This window comes from Priestia flexa (assembly GCF_021441905.1).
GTDB lineage: Bacteria > Bacillota > Bacilli > Bacillales > Bacillaceae_H > Priestia > Priestia flexa.
This window is the reverse complement of the sequence record NZ_CP090431.1, coordinates 3,042,565-3,065,497: the sequence shown is the minus strand read 5'-3', so window position 1 is coordinate 3,065,497 and position 22,933 is coordinate 3,042,565. Positions and strand designations below refer to the sequence as shown.

23 protein-coding genes and 1 other annotated feature are annotated in these 22,933 nt (G+C 38.3%); of the genes, 21 read left to right on the top strand and 2 right to left on the bottom strand.

From position 1 onward, the window contains the following. Nucleotides 1-60: 60 nt before the first annotated feature. Complete coding sequence (locus LZP85_RS15825) at nucleotides 61-1,326, bottom strand: replication-associated recombination protein A (RefSeq protein ID WP_061784991.1); 1,266 nt, start codon at nucleotides 1,324-1,326, stop codon at nucleotides 61-63. A gap of 201 nt (nucleotides 1,327-1,527) precedes the next feature. Here LZP85_RS15825 and cymR point away from each other — a divergent pair, with 201 nt between their 5' ends. The 20 genes from cymR to LZP85_RS15725 all read left to right on the top strand — a co-directional run bounded on the left by cymR (nucleotide 1,528) and on the right by LZP85_RS15725 (nucleotide 21,823). Continuing rightward, nucleotides 1,528-1,944 carry a cysteine metabolism transcriptional regulator CymR gene (gene cymR / locus LZP85_RS15820; RefSeq protein ID WP_025911725.1) on the top strand — a complete coding sequence of 139 codons (417 nt, stop codon included), beginning with the start codon at nucleotides 1,528-1,530 and terminating at the stop codon, nucleotides 1,942-1,944. 26 nt (nucleotides 1,945-1,970) lie between these two features. Then, nucleotides 1,971-3,113 carry a cysteine desulfurase family protein gene (locus LZP85_RS15815; protein WP_119543609.1) on the top strand — a complete coding sequence of 381 codons (1,143 nt, stop codon included), beginning with the start codon at nucleotides 1,971-1,973 and terminating at the stop codon, nucleotides 3,111-3,113. Between the two features lie 28 nt (nucleotides 3,114-3,141). Then, the gene (mnmA, locus tag LZP85_RS15810; RefSeq protein WP_119543610.1) at nucleotides 3,142-4,254 is read left to right on the top strand and encodes a tRNA 2-thiouridine(34) synthase MnmA; all 1,113 of its coding nucleotides are present in this window, start codon (nucleotides 3,142-3,144) and stop codon (nucleotides 4,252-4,254) included. Nucleotides 4,255-4,365: 111 nt separating this feature from the next. After that, nucleotides 4,366-5,025 carry a tetratricopeptide repeat protein gene (locus LZP85_RS15805; protein WP_119543611.1) on the top strand — a complete coding sequence of 220 codons (660 nt, stop codon included), beginning with the start codon at nucleotides 4,366-4,368 and terminating at the stop codon, nucleotides 5,023-5,025. 28 nt (nucleotides 5,026-5,053) lie between these two features. Next, entirely contained in the window at nucleotides 5,054-7,417 is a 2,364-nt protein-coding gene (gene recD2, locus LZP85_RS15800) for an SF1B family DNA helicase RecD2 (protein WP_119543612.1), read from the top strand. Nucleotides 7,418-7,546: 129 nt separating this feature from the next. Continuing rightward, a complete protein-coding gene (locus LZP85_RS15795; RefSeq protein WP_025911719.1) occupies nucleotides 7,547-7,738 on the top strand; it encodes a hypothetical protein in 192 nt (63 codons plus the stop codon). 21 nt (nucleotides 7,739-7,759) lie between these two features. Then, a complete protein-coding gene (locus LZP85_RS15790) occupies nucleotides 7,760-7,894 on the top strand; it encodes a YrzQ family protein (RefSeq protein WP_119543613.1) in 135 nt (44 codons plus the stop codon). Between the two features lie 127 nt (nucleotides 7,895-8,021). Then, complete coding sequence (locus tag LZP85_RS15785; RefSeq protein ID WP_374955889.1) at nucleotides 8,022-9,086, top strand: AI-2E family transporter; 1,065 nt, start codon at nucleotides 8,022-8,024, stop codon at nucleotides 9,084-9,086. Nucleotides 9,087-9,137: 51 nt separating this feature from the next. After that, nucleotides 9,138-9,351 (top strand) — a binding site (T-box leader). A gap of 133 nt (nucleotides 9,352-9,484) precedes the next feature. Then, entirely contained in the window at nucleotides 9,485-12,118 is a 2,634-nt protein-coding gene (alaS, locus tag LZP85_RS15780; RefSeq protein ID WP_119543615.1) for an alanine--tRNA ligase, read from the top strand. Between the two features lie 84 nt (nucleotides 12,119-12,202). After that, nucleotides 12,203-12,472, top strand: coding sequence for an IreB family regulatory phosphoprotein (locus tag LZP85_RS15775; RefSeq protein WP_025911714.1), 270 nt, complete (start codon nucleotides 12,203-12,205; stop codon nucleotides 12,470-12,472). After that, entirely contained in the window at nucleotides 12,473-12,889 is a 417-nt protein-coding gene (ruvX, locus tag LZP85_RS15770; RefSeq protein ID WP_025911713.1) for a Holliday junction resolvase RuvX, read from the top strand. A 115-nt stretch (nucleotides 12,890-13,004) separates the two neighbouring features. After that, nucleotides 13,005-13,298, top strand: coding sequence for a DUF1292 domain-containing protein (locus tag LZP85_RS15765; protein WP_256993314.1), 294 nt, complete (start codon nucleotides 13,005-13,007; stop codon nucleotides 13,296-13,298). A 186-nt stretch (nucleotides 13,299-13,484) separates the two neighbouring features. Further along, nucleotides 13,485-14,585: an endolytic transglycosylase MltG gene (gene mltG / locus LZP85_RS15760; RefSeq protein WP_119543616.1), complete on the top strand. Its 1,101-nt coding sequence runs from the start codon at nucleotides 13,485-13,487 to the stop codon at nucleotides 14,583-14,585. 335 nt (nucleotides 14,586-14,920) lie between these two features. After that, a complete protein-coding gene (locus LZP85_RS15755; RefSeq protein WP_119543617.1) occupies nucleotides 14,921-15,571 on the top strand; it encodes an O-methyltransferase in 651 nt (216 codons plus the stop codon). A gap of 2 nt (nucleotides 15,572-15,573) precedes the next feature. Then, nucleotides 15,574-16,503 (top strand): peptidase U32 family protein, encoded by a 930-nt coding sequence (locus LZP85_RS15750; RefSeq protein ID WP_025911708.1) that lies wholly within the window; start codon nucleotides 15,574-15,576, stop codon nucleotides 16,501-16,503. A 56-nt stretch (nucleotides 16,504-16,559) separates the two neighbouring features. After that, on the top strand, nucleotides 16,560-17,822 hold the full coding sequence (locus tag LZP85_RS15745; RefSeq protein ID WP_035321382.1) for a peptidase U32 family protein: 1,263 nt from the start codon (nucleotides 16,560-16,562) through the stop codon (nucleotides 17,820-17,822). Nucleotides 17,823-17,829: 7 nt separating this feature from the next. Further along, a complete protein-coding gene (udk, locus tag LZP85_RS15740; protein WP_025911705.1) occupies nucleotides 17,830-18,465 on the top strand; it encodes a uridine kinase in 636 nt (211 codons plus the stop codon). Between the two features lie 213 nt (nucleotides 18,466-18,678). After that, nucleotides 18,679-19,155, top strand: a complete 477-nt coding sequence (gene greA / locus LZP85_RS15735) for a transcription elongation factor GreA (RefSeq protein ID WP_061784998.1) — start codon at nucleotides 18,679-18,681, stop codon at nucleotides 19,153-19,155. Nucleotides 19,156-19,321: 166 nt separating this feature from the next. Further along, entirely contained in the window at nucleotides 19,322-21,079 is a 1,758-nt protein-coding gene (locus LZP85_RS15730) for a peptidoglycan D,D-transpeptidase FtsI family protein (protein WP_061784999.1), read from the top strand. A 114-nt stretch (nucleotides 21,080-21,193) separates the two neighbouring features. After that, the gene (locus LZP85_RS15725; RefSeq protein WP_206782135.1) at nucleotides 21,194-21,823 is read left to right on the top strand and encodes a YrrS family protein; all 630 of its coding nucleotides are present in this window, start codon (nucleotides 21,194-21,196) and stop codon (nucleotides 21,821-21,823) included. A 20-nt stretch (nucleotides 21,824-21,843) separates the two neighbouring features. On the opposite strand, the gene LZP85_RS15720 is transcribed toward LZP85_RS15725, so the two are convergent. Beyond that, nucleotides 21,844-22,059, bottom strand: coding sequence for a DUF2536 family protein (locus LZP85_RS15720; RefSeq protein WP_076512685.1), 216 nt, complete (start codon nucleotides 22,057-22,059; stop codon nucleotides 21,844-21,846). A gap of 222 nt (nucleotides 22,060-22,281) precedes the next feature. Here LZP85_RS15720 and LZP85_RS15715 point away from each other — a divergent pair, with 222 nt between their 5' ends. Then, the gene (locus tag LZP85_RS15715) at nucleotides 22,282-22,923 is read left to right on the top strand and encodes a class I SAM-dependent DNA methyltransferase (RefSeq protein ID WP_061785001.1); all 642 of its coding nucleotides are present in this window, start codon (nucleotides 22,282-22,284) and stop codon (nucleotides 22,921-22,923) included. Nucleotides 22,924-22,933: the final 10 nt, after the last annotated feature.

Genomic DNA, 22,933 nt, shown 5'->3' with positions numbered 1-22,933 from the left:
GCCTTAAAAAATAAAGTTTACCTTTATCTTTTTTAAGGAACTGCCTCTTTGGGGCTTTTTTTATGGAGATAAATTTTTATAAACCTGTGCCAATGCTTGTTCGAATTTTCCTGTTCTCTTTGGCTCATAATAGCGTTTATTCTTTATTTTATCAGGAAGGTATTGCTGTTTAACCCAGCCGTTTTCAAAGTCGTGAGGGTATTGATAATTCTGTGCTCTCCCTAGCTTAGCTGCTCCTTTATAATGACCGTCTTTTAAATGGTTTGGGACGTCCCCAGATAAGCCTTTTTTAATATCAGCAATAGCAGCGTCAAGCGCTTTGTAAGCTGAGTTTGACTTTGGAGATAAACAAAGTTCAATAACAGCGTTGGCTAATGGTATACGAGCTTCTGGAAAGCCTAGCCTCTCAGCTGATTCAATGGCAGACAGTGTTCTTGCACCGGCTTGAGGGCTCGCTAGTCCAACATCTTCGTACGCAATGACTAAAAGTCGTCTGTTAATACTCACTAAATCACCGGCTTCAATCAGTCTCCCTAAATAATGAAGCGCAGCGTTTACGTCGCTTCCACGAATGGATTTTTGAAATGCTGAAAGTACGTCGTAATGAGCATCTCCATCTTTATCGTGTGAAAAATATTTTTGTTGCAAGCACTGCTCAGCAATGTCAAGCGTGATATGGATGACGCCTTCCTCATTTTCGTCCGTAGATAAAATAGCAAGCTCAAGGGCATTTAGCGCGGAACGAACATCACCGTTACAGCTTGTTGTAAAATGAAGCATTGCATCACGATCAACCTGAACATTTTGATTTCCATATCCGCGTTCTTTATCATGCAGTGCTCGGTTCAGCGCTTGTTCAATATCATCTGGCTCTAACGATTTTAGTTCAAAGATTTGACACCGGCTTCGAATTGCGGGGTTAATAGCGTGATAAGGGTTGCTTGTTGTAGCACCAATTAACGTAATGAGTCCGTTTTCTAGATAAGGAAGTAAAAAGTCTTGTTTTCCTTTATCTAGTCGATGTACTTCGTCTAGTAATAAAATTACTTTCCCGGACATTTTTGCTTCCTCGGCGACAATTTCCATATCTTTTTTATTATTCACAACCGCATTTAGCTGTCGAAAAGCTGTTTTGGTTGTTTTAGCAATAGCTGTAGCAATAGATGTTTTCCCTACACCGGGCGGACCGTATAGAATCATTGAGCTTAGGTGGTTGGCTTTGACCATTCGATAAATCATTTTGTCTTTTCCAACAAGATGCTGCTGTCCAATAATTTCATTGATATCTTTAGGACGCATGCGAAATGCAAGCGGGTTATTATTCATGCAGTGACCTCCTTTTAGAATTAAATATATAGTTTGGTTTTACTGTATCATATCTAAAAAAGTGTTGAAATTTCTCTCATAGGGATAGTATGATATAATGTCAACAGTATAACGTTTTTAAATGGACTATTTAAATTTGAAATAATGAATAATGAACGACCTATTATAAACACCTTATGGATATGAGAAGGAGTGGAGAAAATGAAAATCTCGACAAAAGGACGCTACGGTTTAACAATTATGATTGCACTGGCAAAACGCTTTGGTGAAGGTCCCATTTCATTAAAAACAATCGCTCAAAACCATGACTTATCGGAACATTATCTTGAGCAATTAATTTCGCCTCTTCGTAATGCAGGTCTTGTAAAAAGCGTCAGAGGTGCGTACGGTGGCTATATTTTAGCACATGAACCTACCAATATTACAGCAGGAGACATTATTTCGGTACTGGAAGGACCAATTAGTCCAGTAGAAGGATTGGAAGACGAAGAGCCAGCTAAAAGAGAGCTGTGGATTCGCATTCGTGATGCAGTTAAAGAAGTGTTAGATAGCACAACGCTTGAAGATTTAGCGAATCATTCAGGTGATGAAGAAGAATCATATATGTTTTATATTTAATTGGTTGAGTTAGGAGGAGTTTTTAGTTGGAGCGTATTTATGTAGACCATGCAGCAACGTCTCCTGTACACCCAGCAGTTGTTGAAAAAATGACGACGTTTATGCATGAGCATTTTGGGAATCCGTCAAGCATTCATCACTACGGACGAGAAAGTCGCAGATATTTGGATGAAGCGCGTCAAACAATTGCCAGCAGTATTGGAGCACGTGAAAATGACATTATCTTCACGAGCGGTGGAACGGAAGCAGACAACATGGCGCTGATTGGTGTTGCGCTTGCGAATAAACATCGTGGCAACCATATTATTACTACATCTATTGAGCATCATGCTGTGTTGCATACTTGTCAGTTTCTAGAAGAACAAGGTTTTGAAGTGACGTATCTACCGGTTGATGAAACTGGACGTGTGTCGGTTGAAGATATTAAGAGGTCCTTAACGGATAGAACGATTTTAGTTTCAGTTATGTATGGTAACAATGAGGTTGGCACAATCCAGCCAATTTCAGAAATTGGTGCCTTGTTAAAAGAATATGGTGCTTATTTCCATACGGATGCAGTGCAAGTTTATGGATTAATTTCATTAAATGTGCAACAATTAGGTGTCGATCTTCTCTCCGTTTCTTCTCATAAAGTTAACGGACCAAAAGGGATTGGCTTTTTATATGCTGCTCCACACGTTACGCTTTCGCCACTTTTATTTGGAGGAGAGCAAGAGCGAAAGCGCAGAGCAGGTACAGAGAACATGGCAAGCATTGTCGGATTTGAACAAGCTGTTCGCATTGCGCAAGAATCATTAAAAGAACGTGCAGCTCAATATAAGCAGTTTAAAGAACGAATGATACAGGTATTGGAAGAAGAGCAAGTATCGTTTGATATAAACGGAAATGTCGAGTATTCTTTACCACATGTACTAAATCTTTCTTTCAAAGGTGTAAACGTTGAATCTATGCTTGTGAATTTGGATTTAGCAGGTATTGCTGCATCAAGCGGATCAGCTTGTACAGCAGGAGCTGTTGATCCGTCTCACGTACTTGTTGCCATGTTTGGCAAGGACTCTAACCGTATTACTTCATCAATTCGCTTCAGTTTTGGGTTGGGTAATACAATGGAGCAAATAGAAGAATTAGCTCGTAAAACAGCAACAATCGTAAAGCGATTGGCAAAATAAAAGAACACGTTTATTGGAGGTGACTAAGTTGACGAAAGCACCAAAAGATACGCGTGTTGTTGTTGGAATGAGTGGAGGAGTAGACTCTTCAGTCGCTGCTCTGTTATTAAAACAACAAGGTTATGATGTAGTTGGAATCTTCATGAAAAACTGGGATGATACGGATGAAAATGGCGTATGTACAGCAACAGAAGATTACAATGACGTCATTCGCGTATGTAATCAAATCGGTATACCTTACTATGCAGTCAACTTTGAAAAACAATATTGGGATAAAGTATTTACGTATTTCCTTGATGAGTACAAAGCAGGGCGTACGCCAAATCCTGATGTTATGTGTAATAAAGAAATTAAATTTAAAGCATTTTTAGAACATGCGATGACGCTTGGTGCAGACTATTTAGCAACAGGGCACTACGCGCAAGTGACGTATCGTGATGGCGAGTACAAAATGCTTCGAGGAGTAGACAATAATAAAGACCAAACGTATTTCTTAAACCAGCTTGGTCAAGAACAGCTATCAAAAGTTATGTTCCCACTTGGAGGAATTGAAAAATCCAAAGTGCGTGAGATTGCGAAAGAAGCGGGACTTGCGACAGCTACTAAGAAAGATAGCACAGGCATTTGTTTTATTGGAGAACGTAATTTTAAACAGTTTTTAAGTCAGTACCTTCCAGCTCAGCCTGGTCTTATGCAAACGTTAGATGGTGAAGTAAAAGGAAACCATGACGGCCTGATGTATTATACAATCGGCCAACGTCACGGACTTGGAATTGGTGGAAGCGGAGAACCTTGGTTTGCTGTTGGTAAAGATCTAGAGAAAAACGTTCTTTATGTCGACCAAGGATTTCATAATGAGCTGTTATACTCAACTTCTATTACGGCAACTAACGTTAGCTGGGTAAGCGATCGTGAATGGAACGAACCGCTTTCTTGCACAGCTAAATTCCGTTACCGCCAAGAAGATAATGAAGTAACAGTTGAGAAGCTAGATGAAAATACGGTTAAAGTTCTTTTTAAGAACCCAGTTCGTGCCGTAACGCCAGGACAAGCTGTCGTATTCTATAACGGTGAAGAGTGTCTAGGTGGAGCTACAATTGATAATGTATATAAAGATGAAGAGCAGCTTTGGTACGTATAATACGAATCCAAGGGCTTTTTAACAAAACCTCGGCTCTGTAGAGCGGGGGTTTTGTTATGATATACTACTAGTAATCGGATAAACTAATAAAAAACAACGGTGGAGTGAAAAATGACAGATAAAAATCAATTAGGTATTCAATATATGCAAGATGGAAAATTTGAAGAAGCAGCAAAAACATTTTCAGAAGCAATTGAAGAAAATCCAAAAGACCCGGTTGTATACGTGAACTTTGGTAACCTTTTAGCCGCGGTTAGCGAAACAGATCGTGCGCTAAAATTTTATGAACGTGCCATTGAAATTGATGAGGAAACAGCAACGGCTTACTATGGTGCTGGCAACGTATATTTTAACCTTGAACAGTTAGAACAAGCGAAGCATTATTTTGATTTAGCTATTAAAAAGGGCTTAAATTCGTCAGATGTGCATTTTATGCTCGGTTTAACACTATTTCATTTAGAACAAATAACGTATGCTCTACCATATTTAAAACGAGCAGTAGAGCTTAATGAACACGATACAGAAGCAAGATTTCAGCTTGGACTTTGTTTAGCTCAGCTGGAAATGGTAGATGAAGCGGTAGAGGAGTTACTGCGCGTTGTCCAAGAAGACGAGGAGCATGCTGATGCTTACTACAATTTAGGAGTAGCTTATGCGATGAAAGATGATAAGGATAAGGCTATCTCAATGTTTGATCAAGCGCTACAAATCCAGCCAGATCATCATCTGGCAGCAAATGGTAAAAACGTTCTTTCAATGATGGAACACTAAGAAGTGAATGTAAAAATGGGGGAATAGTATGAGTGAGGAAGTTCTAAACCCTTTACAACCCGATGAAGAAAAAACGTACATAAAAGGCACGGCAATTGTCACGGTCTTTCATAATGAAGAAAATTTGTATAACGTAACAAGAATTAGAATAAAAGAAACAAATGTATCCATGGACGATAAAGAAGCGATTGTTACGGGCTATTTCCCCCGTTTGAACGAAGATGAACTTTACACTTTTATTGGAAACTTTAAAGAGCATCCGAAATTTGGCCTTCAGTTTCAAGTAGAGCAATTTAAAAAAGAGCTTCCCCAGTCAAAACAAGGGGTCATTCAGTACTTATCAAGTGATCTCTTTAACGGTATTGGTAAAAAAACCGCAGAAAATATTGTAGAAGCACTTGGTGAACGTGCAATTTATCGAATGCTACAAGACCCTGCGGTATTGAAAAAGGTGTCTAGGCTATCTGCTGATAAAGCAGAAAAGCTAATCGCTCAGCTGCGAGAGCACCAGGGGTTAGAAGAAGTAATGGTTAAGCTGACAGATTTGGGATTTGGTCCGCAGCTTTCCATGAAAATTTTCCAAGCTTATAAACAAGAGGCGCTAGAAGTGATTCAAACAAACCCCTATCAGCTTGTTGAAGATGTTCAAGGAATCGGCTTTAACCGAGCGGATGAATTAGGAAGGAAGCTAGGGTTAGCAACCAACCATCCTAACCGGCTTCGAGCTGGAATTTTATACGTTATCGAGCATGAATGCAATCAAATGGGACACGTCTACGTGAAAGCAGAGCAATTGTATCAGAAAACGGGAGAGCTGTTACAAAAAAGTCGTCAAGAACCGTTATCAGAAATGGATATTATACGAGAGATTGATGCACTGAAAGAAGAGAAAAAAATTATTATTGATGACGATAAAATGTACTTCCCACCGCTTTTTTATGCTGAAAAAGGAGTCGTTAAAGCGATTGGTAAGCTAATGGCTCAAACAGAGTATGAAGAGCAATTTCCTGAATCAGAATTTCTTCTAGCTCTAGGGGAGTTAGAAGAGCGTCTAGGCGTGCAGTATGCACCTTCGCAAAGAGAAGGAATTCAAAAAGCGCTTCTATCCCCAATGCTTTTGCTTACAGGAGGACCAGGTACCGGTAAAACAACAGTTATAAAGGGAATTGTTGAACTTTATGCAGAGCTTCATGGCTGTTCGCTAAATCCAGGGGATTATAAAAAAGACGAAGGATTTCCAGTGCTGCTTGTCGCTCCTACAGGTCGAGCTGCTAAACGGATGAGCGAGGCTACTGGACTGCCAGCGGTGACAATCCACAGACTTTTAAAGTGGAATGGACAAGAAGGGTTTGACCACAATGAAGAAAATCCAATCAATGGTAAGTTACTGATTGTGGACGAGGTCTCTATGGTAGATTTATGGCTTGCTCACCAGCTCTTTAAATCACTTCCAGCTAGCATCCAAGTAGTGCTTGTAGGTGATGAAGATCAATTACCTTCAGTTGGTCCTGGTCAGGTGTTGAAAGATTTATTACATTCTGAAGCTGTTCCTACCGTACGATTAACAGACGTATATCGCCAAGAAGAAGGCTCATCTATCATTGATTTGGCTCATGAAATTAAAAACGGACGTCTTCCATCCGATTTGACTAATCAGCAAGGCGATCGTTCCTTTATTCGTTGTTACGGAGCGCAAATTACAGATGTTGTCAAACAAGTGTGCGACAATGCTGTAAAAAAAGGCTATACGGCTAAAGATATTCAAGTGCTGGCTCCAATGTATAAAGGTCCAGCGGGGATTGATAAAATGAATGAAGTACTGCAAGAATTATTTAATCCAGCCTCTCAACAGCGGAGAGAGTTAAAGCACGGAGATGTAACATATCGTGTAGGCGATAAGGTACTTCAGCTTGTAAATCAACCTGATAGTAATGTTTTTAATGGAGATATGGGTGAGATTGTGTCTGTTTTTTTCGCAAAGGAAAACACGGAAAAGCAGGATATGCTTGTTATTTCATTCGAAGGAAATGAAGTAACCTATACGAAACAAGACTTTAATCAGATTACGCATGCGTACTGCTGCTCTATTCATAAATCACAAGGAAGCGAGTTTCCGATTGTGGTGTTGCCTATTGTGAAAAGTTATTATCGCATGCTCCGACGGAACCTGCTTTATACTGCCGTTACGCGGAGCAAGCAGTTCTTGATCTTATGTGGTGAAGAAGAAGCGTTTCAAATTGGCGTAAATCGTAACGAAGACAGCGTTCGACAGACCAATCTACAAGCCCTTCTCAAAGAGCAATTAGTTGATGAGTTAGAAGATCCTGAGGTGCCATTTATGAAAGATGCAAATATTGGCATGGAAAACCTTACGCCGTATGATTTTATGTAAGATATCGCAACCTACAAAAGAATTAAGCATTGCTTAATTCCCTCCTTCTAGCCTGGTGTTTAGGTATGGACATGGTAAAAAGTGGACAGAATACGTTTTATAAACGAACGTATAAAAGAGGTGTTCACTTTGTTAAAGTGTCCAAACTGTAAAAGTATTGATGTTGGTAAAATTGGGGTTAATCAATATTATTGCTGGAATTGTTTTATTGAGATGACGATTTCAAAAGGACAAATTAATACCCACCAAGTAGAAGAGGATGGCACGTTAAGCTCATTGGATGATTTGTTTTCAGAGGATGAGCGTACAATGAATTTTTAACTCATTTAGGGGGGCTTTGCGATGAATCGAATTATTCCGTCAGTAGTTGCTTTTGGTCTAGGGGCATATGCGTTCAAAATGGCAGATGACCGAGAGATGTTCACAAAGCGCAATATGAAAAAAATGCGCAAGCGTGTTATGAAAGCAATGCACTAAAATCATTGTTGGTCTCTTTACAAAAAAGCTCTTGCTTAGCAAGGGCTTTTTCTCATGGGAAGTTATCTAAAAAAACATCATGAATAAACTCTTTTCTTTGTTGAAAAATAAAGATGAGGAGGAGTTTATTGTGAAAGAGGTACCGATTAAATGGTTTTATCGTTTGGGGATTTTTTTGCTAGCACTGCTTTGTATTTTACTTTTATTTAAAATAAAGTTTGTTTGGCTACCATTTCTTGAGATGTTTTTTAAAGCAATGCTGCCTTTTTTTATTGCTGCCTTTATTACATATTTACTTCATCCAATTGTAGAGAAAACGCATGAAAAAGGTGTTCCACGACCTCTTGCTATTTTACTAATTTATCTCATTTTCTTTGGTGGAATAGGTTATGGTATTTATAAAGGGTTTCCTCTTTTCGTTATTCAGCTAAAAGAATTAAATGAACAGCTGCCTGAGCTTACGGAGATGTATAAGGGATGGGTGCATGAAATTCATGATCGTACCTCAACGCTACCAAACGGAGTTCATGAAAAAATTGAGCAGAGTATCGTTGGTTTAGAGCAAACTGTTAACACATGGTTATTGCGAGTGATGGAGGGGGTTAAGTCCATCGTCAATTCATTTTTAATTCTCATTATTATTCCGTTTATTGTGTTTTACTTGCTAAAAGACTTCGGCCTCGTTCGAAAAGCTGTCGCATATGTTGTGCCAAAGAAATGGCATGAAGAAGGGAAGCATTTTTTACATGATGTAAACTTGTCATTGGGAAGCTACCTTAGAGGACAGTTTTTTGTTTGTCTCATCATAGGCGCTATTGCTACGACTGCATTTTGGTTTTTTAACGTACCGTATGCGCTTTTGCTTGGGATAATCATAGGCATTACGAATATTATTCCGTATTTCGGCCCCATTATTGGAGCAGTACCAGCAGCAATTCTCTCCATGACAGTTTCTGTGAAGCTCGTATTAATTGTTGTCGTCATTATCTTTGTACTTCAATTTCTAGAAGGGAATGTTCTATCTCCTCTAATCGTAGGGAAAAGCTTGCATATCCACCCTCTTTTTATTATCTTAGCGCTTTTGCTTGGGGGAGAATTTGGAGGGGTGTTTGGGCTAATTATTGCTGTTCCTATTTTAGCTATTGTAAAAATTTCGATTTTACATGTGCGAGGGCATACCTTGAAACATTGACAAAGCAACCCGAATTTGTCATAATATCGCCATAGAAAACGTTACATAGTAAACAATACAATGAAGGAACCAAGTAAGCTGTACACTGGTATATAAGAGAAGCACTTCCAAGGCTGAAAGAGGTGCGATACAAAGAATAGCTGAATGCTAGTCCTGAGTGCAGGAAAAACCTGCCGTTTTAGCAGCGTTAATGCGATGAAGGTGATGAACATTCTAACATGTTCATAATCAGGGTGGTACCGCGAGCTAAACTCTCGTCCCTGCTTTTTGGGATGAGAGTTTTTTTGTGTGCAAATTTCTAAAACTCCCTATTGTATTGTGCGTAATGAAGCAAGCTGCTTTTAGGTCATTATGTTTTTGTCTATAAATAATGAAGAGTTCTAAAGGAGGAACCAATCATGAAAAAGTTAACATCTGCACAAGTGCGTCAAATGTACTTAGATTTCTTTAAAGAAAAAGGTCATGATGTAGAGCCGAGCGCTTCTCTTGTACCTCATGAAGATCCATCTCTTTTATGGATTAACAGTGGTGTTGCGACGCTAAAGAAATACTTTGACGGACGCGTTATTCCACAAAACCCACGTATTTGTAATGCTCAAAAATCAATTCGTACAAATGATATTGAAAACGTTGGTAAAACAGCGCGTCACCATACGTTCTTTGAAATGTTAGGTAACTTTTCAATCGGTGAATATTTTAAAGAAGAAGCAATCGACTGGGCTTGGGAGTTCTTAACGAGCGATAAATGGATTGGCTTTGATTCTGAAAAATTATCTGTCACTATTCACCCAGAAGATGAAGAAGCATTCAAGCTTTGGAACGAAAAAATTGGAGTTCCAAAAGAGCGTATTATTCGTTTAGAAGGTAACTTCTGGGATATTGGTGAAGGGCCAAGTGGACCGAATACAGAGATTTTTTATGACCGTGGTGAAGCTTATGGAAACGACTTAACTGACCCTGAGCTATACCCTGGTGGAGAAAACGAGCGCTATTTAGAAATCTGGAATTTAGTATTTTCTCAATTTAACCATAACCCTGATCATACCTATACACCACTACCAAAGAAGAACATTGATACAGGAATGGGACTAGAGCGTATGGTGTCGGTTATTCAAGATGTACCGACAAACTTTGATACAGACTTATTCATGCCAATTATTGAAGCAACTGAAAACATCTCAGGTGCTAAATACCGCACAGAAGATGAAAAAGACGTTGCATTTAAAGTAATTGCTGACCATATTCGTACGGTGACATTTGCTGTTGGAGACGGAGCTCTTCCATCCAATGAAGGTCGTGGATATGTACTGCGCCGTTTATTACGTCGTGCTGTACGCTATGCAAAAAAACTAGGCATCAATCGTCCGTTTATGTACGAGCTAGTACCTGTTGTGGGTGAGATTATGGTTGATTTCTACCCAGAAGTGAAAGACAAAACAGACTTCATTCAGCGCGTTGTGAAAAACGAGGAAGAGCGTTTTCACGAAACGTTAAACGAGGGTCTTGCTATTTTAGCAACAATGATTAAAAAAGCAAAAGACCAAGGCAGTGATACAATTTCTGGTGAAGATGTATTCCGATTATATGATACATATGGCTTCCCTGTTGAGTTAACGGAAGAATATGCAGAAGATGAAAAGATGAAAATAGATCATGACGGATTTGAAAGCGAGATGGAAGGTCAACGTGAGCGTGCAAGAGCAGCTCGCCAAGATTCTAGCTCTATGCAAGTTCAAGGTGGCGTATTAGGCGAGTTAACAGTTGAAAGTGAGTTTGTCGGCTACGATAAAGACGAAGTGGAAACGTTCATTGAAGCTATTATCTTAAATGGAGAACTTGTTGATAAAGTAACGGAAGGTCAAGAAGCACAGGTTATTTTAAAGCAAACGCCATTCTATGCTGAGAGCGGTGGTCAAATTGCTGACCAAGGTGAAATCTCAAATGCCACATCTGTTGCAGCAGTTAAAGATGTGCAAAAGGCACCGAATGGCCAGAACGTGCACACTGTAGAAGTAAGAAGCGGAGAGCTTGTAAAGGGCGAAACTTACACAGCAACAATTAGCGGGAAAAAGCGTGATGCAATCGTGAAAAACCATACGGCAACTCACCTGCTTCACCAAGCATTAAAAGATACGTTAGGAATGCATGTTAACCAAGCTGGTTCATTAGTAACTCCAGATCGCTTACGTTTTGATTTCTCTCATTTTGGACAAATAACAGCGGAAGAAATTGAAAAGATTGAAACGATTGTAAACGAAAAAATTTGGGAAAACATTTCCGTAAATATTGAAAATAAAGCAATTGATGAAGCAAAAGCAATGGGTGCAATGGCGCTGTTTGGTGAGAAGTATGGCGATATCGTTCGCGTTGTTCAGGTTGGAAGCTATAGCTTAGAGCTTTGTGGTGGTTGCCACGTTGCTAATACGTCTGAAATCGGCTTATTTAAGATTGTATCAGAATCAGGAATTGGAGCTGGAACACGCCGTATTGAAGCCGTAACTGGAAAAGCAGCTTATCAGTTGATGAATGACCAAGTAACACTGTTAAAAGAAGCAGCAGCAAAAGCAAAAGCGAACCCTCGAGATCTTGTTGGTCGTGTGGAAGGCTTACTAGAAGAAATTCGCCAACTTCATCGTGAAAATGAGTCATTAGCAACGAAGCTAGGGAATATTGAGGCAGGCAATCTAATCGACCGCGTGAAAGACGTAAACGGTGTGAGCGTCTTAGCAGAAAAAGTAAACGCAACGGATATGAACAACCTTCGTTCAATGGTAGATGACTTAAAGCAAAAGCTTGACTCAGCAGTTATTGTACTAGCTGCACCTCAAGGTGAAAAAGTAAATATCGTTGCAGGAGTGACAAAAGATTTAATTGCAAACGGTCATCATGCAGGTAAGATTGTAAAAGAAGTGGCAACAATTTGTGGCGGTGGCGGCGGTGGTCGTCCAGATATGGCTCAAGCAGGTGGAAAAGATCCGAACCAAATTGAAAATGCATTGAAGATTGTAGAAGAATGGGTTAAATCCGTTTAATTCTCCTCTTTCTTGGTGTACAATAGAAGTAAGACTTAACATGATTCATAATGTGCTCACAAATTAAACGAGTGAGGTGGGAAAATGAGTTCATTTGATAAAACAATGCAATTCAATTTTCAAGATGAGCCAGCTGAAACAAGCGTCCATGAGGTTTTATTTACGGTTTATGAGGCATTGAAAGAAAAAGGATATAACCCGATTAACCAAATCGTTGGATATTTGCTATCAGGAGATCCTGCTTACATTCCTCGTCATAATGATGCGCGAAACACAATTCGCCAATTAGAGAGAGACGAGCTCATTGAAGAACTTGTGAAATCTTATTTACAACAGCATCGAAAGGATTCATAAATGCGCGTATTAGGATTAGATGTTGGCACGAAGACAATTGGCGTAGCTGTAAGCGACGAAATGGGCTGGACAGCCCAAGGGATTGAGACGATTAAAATTGCTGATGAGCAAATGAAGGAGTCTTATCCTCGATTACAGCAATTAATTGATGAGTATTCAGTTGAAAAAGTCATTGTTGGCCTACCAAAAAATATGAATGGCACAATTGGTCCTCGCGGTGAAGCTTGTCTTCAATTTGCAGAGGAACTAAAGAAGGATCTAAACATCGAAACGATGATGTGGGATGAACGCTTATCGACAATGGCTGCAGAGCGTGTTTTACTTTCAGCTGATGTTAGTCGTAAAAAGCGCAAAAAAGTCATTGATAAGATGGCGGCTGTTATGATTCTTCAAGGATACTTAGACAGCAAACAATAAGGTTGATTGTAGCTTAGCTTCTGCACGGTTATCCTCGATAAAAAGAGTCTAATTTGATAAGAAGCTAGGGCTTTCAACTTGTCATAAAATCGCTAGTAACTAGCTGGAAAATGAGGTGTCGAACATGACAGAAGAAGGAAAAATTACAATCGTAGACGAAAGTGGTAACGAGCAATTATGTGAGATTTTATTCACATTTGATTCTGAAGAATATGGTAAATCTTATGTAATTTATTATCCAATTGGTGCAGATGAAAATGACGATGAAGAAATTGAAATTCATGCGTCTGCTTTCACACCAAGCGAAAATGGTGAAGATGGTGAACTTCAACCAATCGAGACAGAAGAAGAGTGGGATATGGTTGAGGAAATGGTTAACACATTCCTTGACGAAGAAGAAGGCGAATAAAAAAGTTGGTGGCGAGAGCTACCAACTTTTTTTATGGTTTATTTTTCAAATAATTTAAATCTTTACTGTCTATCCTAATGAGGACATGTCTTTTCACTTGCTTTTATAGGCGGTCTTGTATGATAATGACGAAAAATGAGGTAAATTGTAGTATAATAGTGCGTGCGTATGAGAGGAGGATGCAACTTGTCGCACCAATCTTTTTTTACACCTAAAAAAAATAAACGAAAAAAAATTATCATTGTGACAATAATTCTTTTAGCCGTACTTATTGGTGGAGGCGTTTTTTATGCTCAATCATTTGTACAACCCGTTGATAAAAACAGTAGTAAAAAAGTAAATATAACGATTCCGCAAGGTTCTTCAGTCCGGTCGATTGGAACGTTGTTAAAAGAAGAAAAGCTAATTAAAAGTGAAAGTGCTTTTCGATACTATATTAAAATGTCTAGCGTATCAGGCTTTCAGGCTGGAACATACACTTTCTCTCCTTCCATGAGCTTAAGTGAGATGGTCGATATGATGGAAACAGGAGATGTATCGAAGAATCCGGATGTTCGCTTAGCAATTCCAGAAGGCCGTCAGCTTGATGAAATTGCTACAATTATTGCAAATCGAACAAACTACACGGAAGAAGAAGTAATGAATACTTTAGATGACCCTGCTTTTATTGAGAAGATGAAGAAGAAATACCCAGATCTTGTGACGGATGAAGTGTTTAATAAGGACATTAAGCATCCTTTAGAAGGGTATTTATATCCTGCTACTTACGATCACTATGATTCAACTGTTTCGCTTGAAGTCATTTTAGATAAAATGATTGGTAAAACGAACGATGTTTTAGCTCAATATCAAAAGGAAATGAAGAGCAAAAAATATACGGCTCATAAGCTTTTAACGATGGCTTCTTTAATTGAAGAAGAAGCAACGGAACAGGTGGATCGTGAGAAAATCGCAAGCGTGTTTTATAATCGTATTGAAGAGGATATGCCATTACAGACGGATCCAACGGTGTTATATGCTTTAGGTGAGCATCGTGAGCGAGTCTACTATAAAGATTTAGAAGTAGACTCGCCTTACAATACGTACCGAGAGAAAGGACTTACACCAGGACCGATTGCAAACTCAGGCTTAATGTCTATTAAAGCAGCTTTGGAACCCGCTGATACCAATTACCTCTATTTCTTAGCGAATAAAGATGGAGAAGTCATCTTTACCAAAACACTTGATGAGCATAACCAAGAAAAAGCGACTCATATCACAGGGCCTCGTGAAGAAGATAAGAAATAAAAGCAATAGTAACCGTTAATTAAGCGTTTAAAACCCCCTTTACTTTTAAAGATAAAGGGGGTTTTAGTTATAAAATTGTGTGGATAGCTTTAAAAAATTGATTCGACTTTTTGGCATCTGCTCTACTTTTATGTTAAAATATATCGGGTTTACGTTCAGAAAAAAACCAATTATAATAGACTAGTTGTATATTTTTATTGCGGTATATTTTGTGCGTTAGTACATGTTAGCTAAGGCTTTTTTTTGAGCTTTAGTCACGTTTATTTAGTGAGTCAAACTATATATAACCGCTTTTGACTAACGTCAAACATACTTCTTTGAACGGAGGAAGTGTTTTGCTTTTACAAAATGTTGAACAGTATGTAGAAAACCTTATTCCTAAGCGTACAGAGCTTGTTGAAGAGATGGAGAACTATGCAAAAGAACATGTAGTACCAATTATGGAACTCATCGGAATTGAAGCATTGCTTCAAATTCTTCGCCTTCATCAGCCAGCACATATATTAGAAATTGGGACAGCCATCGGCTATTCTGCTATTCGTATGGCTGAAGCATTACCAAATGCTAAAATCGTTACGGTGGAACGTAATGAAGATCGGTATAAACAAGCTCAGTTATTCATTAATCGAGCTGAAAAGAAAGAGCAGATTAAAACCTTGTTTGGAGATGCTTTAGAACTTCAAGCAGACATTGAACAAAATGGCCCTTACGATGCCGTATTTATTGATGCTGCCAAAGGGCAATATCAGCGCTTCTTTGAGCATTATGCACCATTAGTAAATAAAAAAGGTATTATCATTTCAGATAATATTTTATTCAAGGGGCACGTAGCAACGGATTTATCGCAGATTGAAACGCGCCGTAAGCGAAGTTTAATTAAAAAAATTGATGCATACAACGTATGGCTAATGAAACATCCAGATTTCCAAACCACCATTTTACCAATTGGGGATGGAATTGCAATTAGTATAAAAAGAGGTGATTGACAATGAAAAAACCTGAACTATTAGTAACACCAACTGCTGTTTCAAATATTAAACCATTAATAGAAGCCGGTGCAAACGCATTTGTAATTGGTGAACAGCGATATGGGTTACGACTTGCAGGAGACTTTAAGCGTGAGGATATCGTAGAGGCAGTTAATATTGCACACGCTCATCATACAAAAGTTTATGTAGCTATGAACGCGCTATTTCATAATGATACAGTAGCAGAATTAGATGAATATATCTTGTTTTTACAAGAAGCAGGCGTAGATGCCATTGTCTTTGGAGACCCAGCAGTATTAATGGCTGCTCGCGCAGTTGCTCCGAAAATGAAGCTTCACTGGAATACAGAGACGACTGCAACCAACTGGTATACATGTAATTACTGGGGACGAAAAGGTGCTAAGCGTGCGGTGTTAGCTCGTGAACTTAGCATGGACAGTATCATTGATATTAAAGAGAATGCAGAAGTAGAAGTGGAAGTACAGGTTCATGGAATGACATGTATGTTTCAATCGAAGCGCTCTTTATTAGGTAACTATTTTGAATATCAAGGTAAAGTAATGGAAGTTGGAAATCGAAAGCTTGAACAAGACATGTTTTTATTTGATAAAGAACGCGATAACAAATATCCAATTTACGAAGATGAGAACGGTACACATATCATGAGTCCAAACGATATTTGTATTATCGACGAGCTTGCAGAAATGATTGATGCACAAGTTGACGTTTTTAAAATTGATGGTGTGCTAAAGAGCGCAGAATACATTATTGAAGTAACGAAGAAGTATCGCAAAGCCATTGATTTATGCGTAGAAAATCGTGAAGAGTATGAAGAGATAAAAGACGAGCTTTTAGAAGAAATTGAAGCAATGCAACCAGCAAATCGTCCTCTTGATACAGGATTCTTCTTTAAAGAAACTGTTTACTAAGTGTCATGAGAATGGAAAGAAAAATCGAAAAAGTAGACAATTAGGAGGTACTAACTATGGCTGTGCAAATTGATACGGTTGTTAATGGGAAACGTGTTATTACGAAAAAGCCCGAGTTGTTAGCTCCAGCAGGCAATCTTGAAAAGTTAAAAGTAGCAGTACATTATGGTGCTGATGCGGTCTTTATCGGTGGAAAAGAGTTCGGTCTTCGCTCAAATGCAGGTAACTTTTCATTAGAAGAAATGGCTGAGGGAGTAGAATTTGCAAAAAAATATGGAGCACGTATTTATGTAACAACAAATATCTTTGCTCATAATGAAAACATGGATGGCTTAGATGAATATTTAATGGGATTACAGACGGCTGGCGTAGCTGGAATCATTGTAGCAGATCCGTTAATTATTGAAACATGCCGCCGAGTTGCCCCAAAGCTAGAAGTACATTTAAGTACTCAGCAGTCGCTTTCAAACTGGCGTGCTGTTCAGTTCTGGAAAGAAGAAGGCTTAGAACGTGTGGTATTGGCGCGTGAAACGAGTGCTGAAGAAATCCGTGAAATGAAAGAAAAAGTAGATATTGAAATTGAAACATTTATTCACGGAGCTATGTGTATTGCTTACTCTGGTCGATGTACGTTGAGTAATCATATGACAGCTCGGGATTCAAACCGCGGTGGCTGCTGTCAGTCATGTCGCTGGGACTATGACTTATTTAAATTAGAAGGCGAATCAACAGAAGTTCCTTTATTCAATGAGTCAGATAGTCCGTTTGCAATGAGCCCAAAAGATTTAAACTTAATTCAATCAATTCCAAAAATGATTGAGCTAGGTATCGACAGCTTAAAAATTGAAGGCCGTATGAAATCAATCCACTATATCGCAACCGTTGTAAGCGTCTATCGCAAAGTCATTGATGCCTATTGTGCAGATCCAGAAAACTTTGTGATTCAAAAAGAGTGGTTAGATGAGCTTGATAAATGTGCTAATCGTGATACTGCTCCTGCTTTCTTTGAAGGTGTGCCAGGAGTAGATGAGCAAATGTTTGGCATTCACGGTAAGAAAACAACATTTGATTTTGCTGGATTAGTGTTAGACTATGATGAGGAAACAAGCATGGTAACACTTCAGCAGCGAAACCACTTTAAGCCTGGAGATGAAGTGGAGTTCTTTGGACCAGGAATCGAAAACTTTACACAAGTAGTCGGCACAATTTGGGATGAAAAAGGCAATGAGCTAGACGCTGCTCGTCATCCGCTACAAATTGTAACGTTTAAGGTAGACAAACCATTGTTTTCTTACAACATGATGCGAAAGGGGATTTAATAAGAAGATGGGGAAAAAGCCCGTTGTAATCGGTATTGCTGGTGGATCTGGCTCTGGAAAAACAACTGTTACAAAAGCAATTTATGAATATTTTAAAGGTCATTCAATTATGCTTCTAGAGCAAGATTATTATTATAAAGATCAAAGTAACCTGCCATTTGAACAACGCTTACAGACGAACTATGATCATCCTTTAGCGTTTGATAATGACCTTTTAATTGAGCACTTGCAGAAATTATTAAATTATGAGAGCATTGAAAAACCTGTATATGATTATACTATTCATACTCGCTCTCAAGAAGTTATTGTAGAAGACCCAAAGGATGTTATTATCTTAGAGGGTATCTTAGTGCTTGAGGACAAGCGTCTGCGTAACTTAATGGATATTAAACTATATGTTGATACCGATGCTGATTTACGTATTATCCGCAGAATGTTGCGAGATATTAACGAGCGTGAGCGTACGCTAGAATCCGTAGTCGATCAATATATTTCAGTGGTACGTCCAATGCATAATCAGTTTATTGAACCAACTAAGCGATACGCTGATATTATTATCCCAGAAGGCGGTCAAAATCACGTAGCAATTGATTTGATGGTAACGAAAATCCAAACAATTCTTGAACAAAATGCGATTTTATAATAACATAGCATAGATACAGGGATTTTTTTGAAAATAAAATCGTCATATTCTATAAACAAGGTCTTCACATATAGTAGAGAAACGAGCAGCTTCTAATTTGAAGCTGTCATTTCTCTATTCACTGAGATTTTAGAATATGAAACCTTTTAGTACATACAGAAAACACTGTATAAGGCACTAATGTATTTCGATTTTATAAAGGAGTGAAGGGTTATGGCACAAGAAAAAGTGTTTCCAATGACGGAAGAAGGAAAGCTAAAATTAGAACAAGAATTAGAATATCTGAAGACGGTAAAGCGTAAAGAAGTAGTAGAGCGTATTAAGATTGCTCGTAGTTTTGGTGACTTATCAGAGAACTCTGAGTATGATTCAGCAAAGGATGAACAGGCTTTCGTTGAAGGGCGCATTACAACGCTAGAAAACATGATTCGCAATGCGAAAATTATTGAAGAAGATGTAGAGAACTCTTCAATTGTATCTCTAGGTAAATCTGTGACGTTTATTGAACTACCAGACGGAGACGAGGAAACGTATACAATTGTAGGTAGTGCAGAAGCAGATCCATTTGAAGGTAAAATTTCAAATGACTCTCCAATTGCTAAAAGCCTAATGGGCAAACAGGTTGGAGATGAAGTAACAGTTCAAACTCCAGGTGGGGAAATGGCTGTTAAAATCGTTACTGTAAAATAAATGTAAATGAATTAGCTTGTTAGAAAGAAGCGCCAACGAAACCGTTCGTTGGCGCTTCTTTTTTCTATTTTTAGAAAAAAGAAGTTTAATTCTGAATTTTATCTGTTGTATTCGTTTGAAAAAAAGCTACGTCGGCGACAATGATACAGAGTGAGGTGTATCGATATTGAGAGTAGTTCGAAAACGAATGCAATCGATTTTGATTATTATTATGTTGTTAATTTTTTTACTTATTGGCAGACTCGTTCAAATACAGCTTATTAGTACAGAATCATTTTCAAATCATAATGTTAATTTAATTGAAGAAAGCGTTCATCAGCGCACACAAGAAATGGTGGTAGATGATGGAAGAGGTAAATTTATAGACCGCAACGGTCAATCACTTACATCCGTTACGAATAATCGCCTTGTGCTGTTTCCGTTTTTAAATGAAATGCAATGGCCCATGCAACAGGTGTCTACTATTACGGGGATTTCGACAGTAGAGATGGTTACAAAGCTAAAAGATACGAAGTCTCCGGTAGCTGTTGGAGATCATTTAACAATTGATCAGTTAAAGCAAGTGAATGAATTAAAGATACCTGGAGTTTTTGGTGTACCGTTAAAGGATGAGCGTCCTGTACCTATTGCAGAGCATGTAATTGGATTAGTAAGACAAAGTCAGGAGAAAATCGTAGCACAATATGAAGATAAATTGAAAAGTGGGGAATTAAAGGCAACTACGCCAATTGGCATTACGGGCATGCAAAAAACATTTGACGAATTTCTTCTACCACAGCAAGAGTCGAAGTTGTTATATCACGTCGATCGGTTTGGAGGTCCGATGTTTGGAATTGATGTTAAGTATACGGGAGATGCTAATCCTTTTTATCCTGTAAATGTGAAAACGACTCTGGATTTGACAATTCAAGAAAAGGTAGAAGAGCTATTAGAAAAATATAACTTAAAAGAAGGCGGCGTAGTACTATTAGATATCGAAAAGAGCAACATATTAGCCATGGCTAGTAGACCTAATATCAATCAAACTCATCCGTACGAAGAAAAGAACAAGGGGCTCTATAACCGTATGCTAATGCCACAAGTCCCTGGATCTGTGTTTAAAACCGTCACAGCAGCAGCTGCAGTAGAAGAAGGGATTCTTACTCCGAATATGACGTTTAATTGCAATCAAAGCATATATGACGAATCGTTAGAGAATGATCATCAAAAAGGAATGTTATCCTTTGAAGAGAGCTTTGCACAAAGCTGTAATAAGACGTTTGCACAGCTAGCTAAGCAAATGAGTGAGAAAAAACCTGATTCATTGGACCAATATGCCCGAAAATTAGGCGTAACGGACCCGGTAGGGTGGAGCGGAGATGTGTTTCACTTTGATCATTTTACACAGCTTCAAGAAGGAAAGGGAACAGTGTGGAAGAAGGATGCCAATAAACGCGTTCCCAACGCCATTTCTCAAACTGCTATCGGTCAGCTAGATGTGAAGCTTACTCCTCTAGCAGTTGCCAATATGATGGCTACGATTGCTAGAGGTGGAGAAAAGCGACAAGTAAAAGTAGTGGATGAAATTCAGTATAAAAACAATACTTCGCTTTACACGTTTAAAAACAAAAAGTTGTCTGGTGAAAGTATAAAAAAGCCAACGGTTAAAGAACTTCAAAAGTTACTAAGCCAAGTTGTCCAAAGTGAGGATGGCACGGGAAGACGTTTTCAAGATCTTCCTTATTCAGTAGCAGGAAAGTCTGGTACTGCTGAAATTGATGTAGAAAATGAAATCGTTAATAAGTGGTTCGCTGGATACTTTCCTGCTGATAAACCTAAGTATGCCCTAGTAGTTGTTGATTTGAATACCAAAAGTACAATATCGTCTACAAATCAGATTTTTTATGATATTGTTAAAGAGATGTATGATTTAAATCATCAATAACTAAAAAGTATGTAAAAAATATTACAAAAATGCTTCAAATGAAGGTATGTGCTTCATGAATTTCCAAACACATGGTAAAATAGAACATTATAAAAGTTGGAGGAAGTTGTAGCAATGAATAACAATCGTTCTTCAAGACATCAAAACAAAGAAAAAAAGGTTAACCGATTATATAATGTGTTAATTGCCGTAGTTGCGGTATTGATTGTCTTTATCGGTGGCTCACTTATTCTTGGAGGAGGATCAGACGAGACATCTCCAGAACAAAACACAGAGCAAACACCAAAGTCAGAAAACAATAATGATACGGAGAAAAATACTCCTGAAGAAAACACAGAGGAACCTGCGGGTGATGAAGAAGCAGATGAAAACGCAACAGATGATGAAGCAACAGAGCAAGAGGAGTCTTCTGATGTAGAAGTGGAAGAAAATCCTGAGCCAGGTGTTGAAAGCCGAACTGTAGACCCATCCTGGGAGCCTGTAGGTACAGAGCAAGGTGAAAAGCCAGCAGCTACGTATGAAAAAGGTTCAACTGATTGGAATGAAATGCTTGCAGCAGTTGGAGCTGGAGTAGGCGTTAATCCAAACGATATGACAGTATGGCGTTTAGGCAACAATGGTGCTCCTGAAAAAGCAGTGGCAACAGTTAGTCCTAAAGGTGAAGGCTCGGTAAAGTATCGAGTGGAAATTGAATGGGTAGAAAACGAAGGTTGGAAACCAACTGTTGTTGAAAAATTATCTTAATAAAAAAAGCGGCGCTTTCATTAGCGCTGCTTTTTTAGTTTGAAATGAACAACCGCAGAATAAAGCTTCTTACCTTGTTCATAGTCTACTGCCATTTGATGAGAAACGCTTTGAACTCCTAATAAGATGGCTTTATTTTGTTCAACTTTATCACTAATTTGTTTCTCTAAATCTTTTAAGTCATGTGATTCGAAAAACTCAATTTTGTCTTCAATCATATCAAACTGAAAATTCATCGTCTCGCTTCACCTTCTTCATCCCATATTTACCAAACTTTATTTTAGCAGGAATTCTTGCCGAAATAAATTTATTATGATAACTTAAGAACAATTAATACTTTAAATCATACTATATCTATAAGAATTATAAGGAAAGATAAAATCGTTAAATAACAACAATTTTTTATTGTGAAAAAATAACTTAGATAGTAACAAAATTAAACATGAGGGTGAGATAAGATGGGTAGAGAGTTTTTAAACATCTTTGAAAAGTGGGCAGAAAACTATGATTCGACTGTTGAAGGACATGATCAAGAATATGAAGAAGTTTTTCGAAACTATGAAGGTATTTTACAAGCAGTTGCAAATCGTTCATCGGGAAGCGTAATTGAGTTCGGTGTAGGAACCGGAAACTTAACGAAAAAGCTACTGGAAAAGAGTCTAGCAGTGACAGGAATTGAGCCTTCAAGTCCAATGCGAAAGCTTGCGGCAGGAAAGCTAGGTGAATCGGTTACTTTATCTGATGGCGACTTCTTAGCGTTTCCTGCCCCAAAAGAGCAGGTTGATACAATTGTTAGTACCTATGCTTTTCATCACTTAACAGATAAAGAAAAAGAGCTTGCGATTAGAAACTATAGCAACCTTCTACAAACAGATGGTAAAATAGTGTTTGCTGACACGATGTTTGAAACAAACGAGTCGTTTCAAGAAACAATTGAATATGCTAAGCAACATAAATTCTTTAACTTAGCGGAAGACTTAGAAAGAGAGTATTATACAACGATTCCAGTCTTAAAAAATCTTTTTGAACAAAATGGATTTGAAGCAACTTTTGAACGCTTCAATCATTTCGTTTGGATTGTGGAGGCAACGAAACAATAACAGAAAGAGG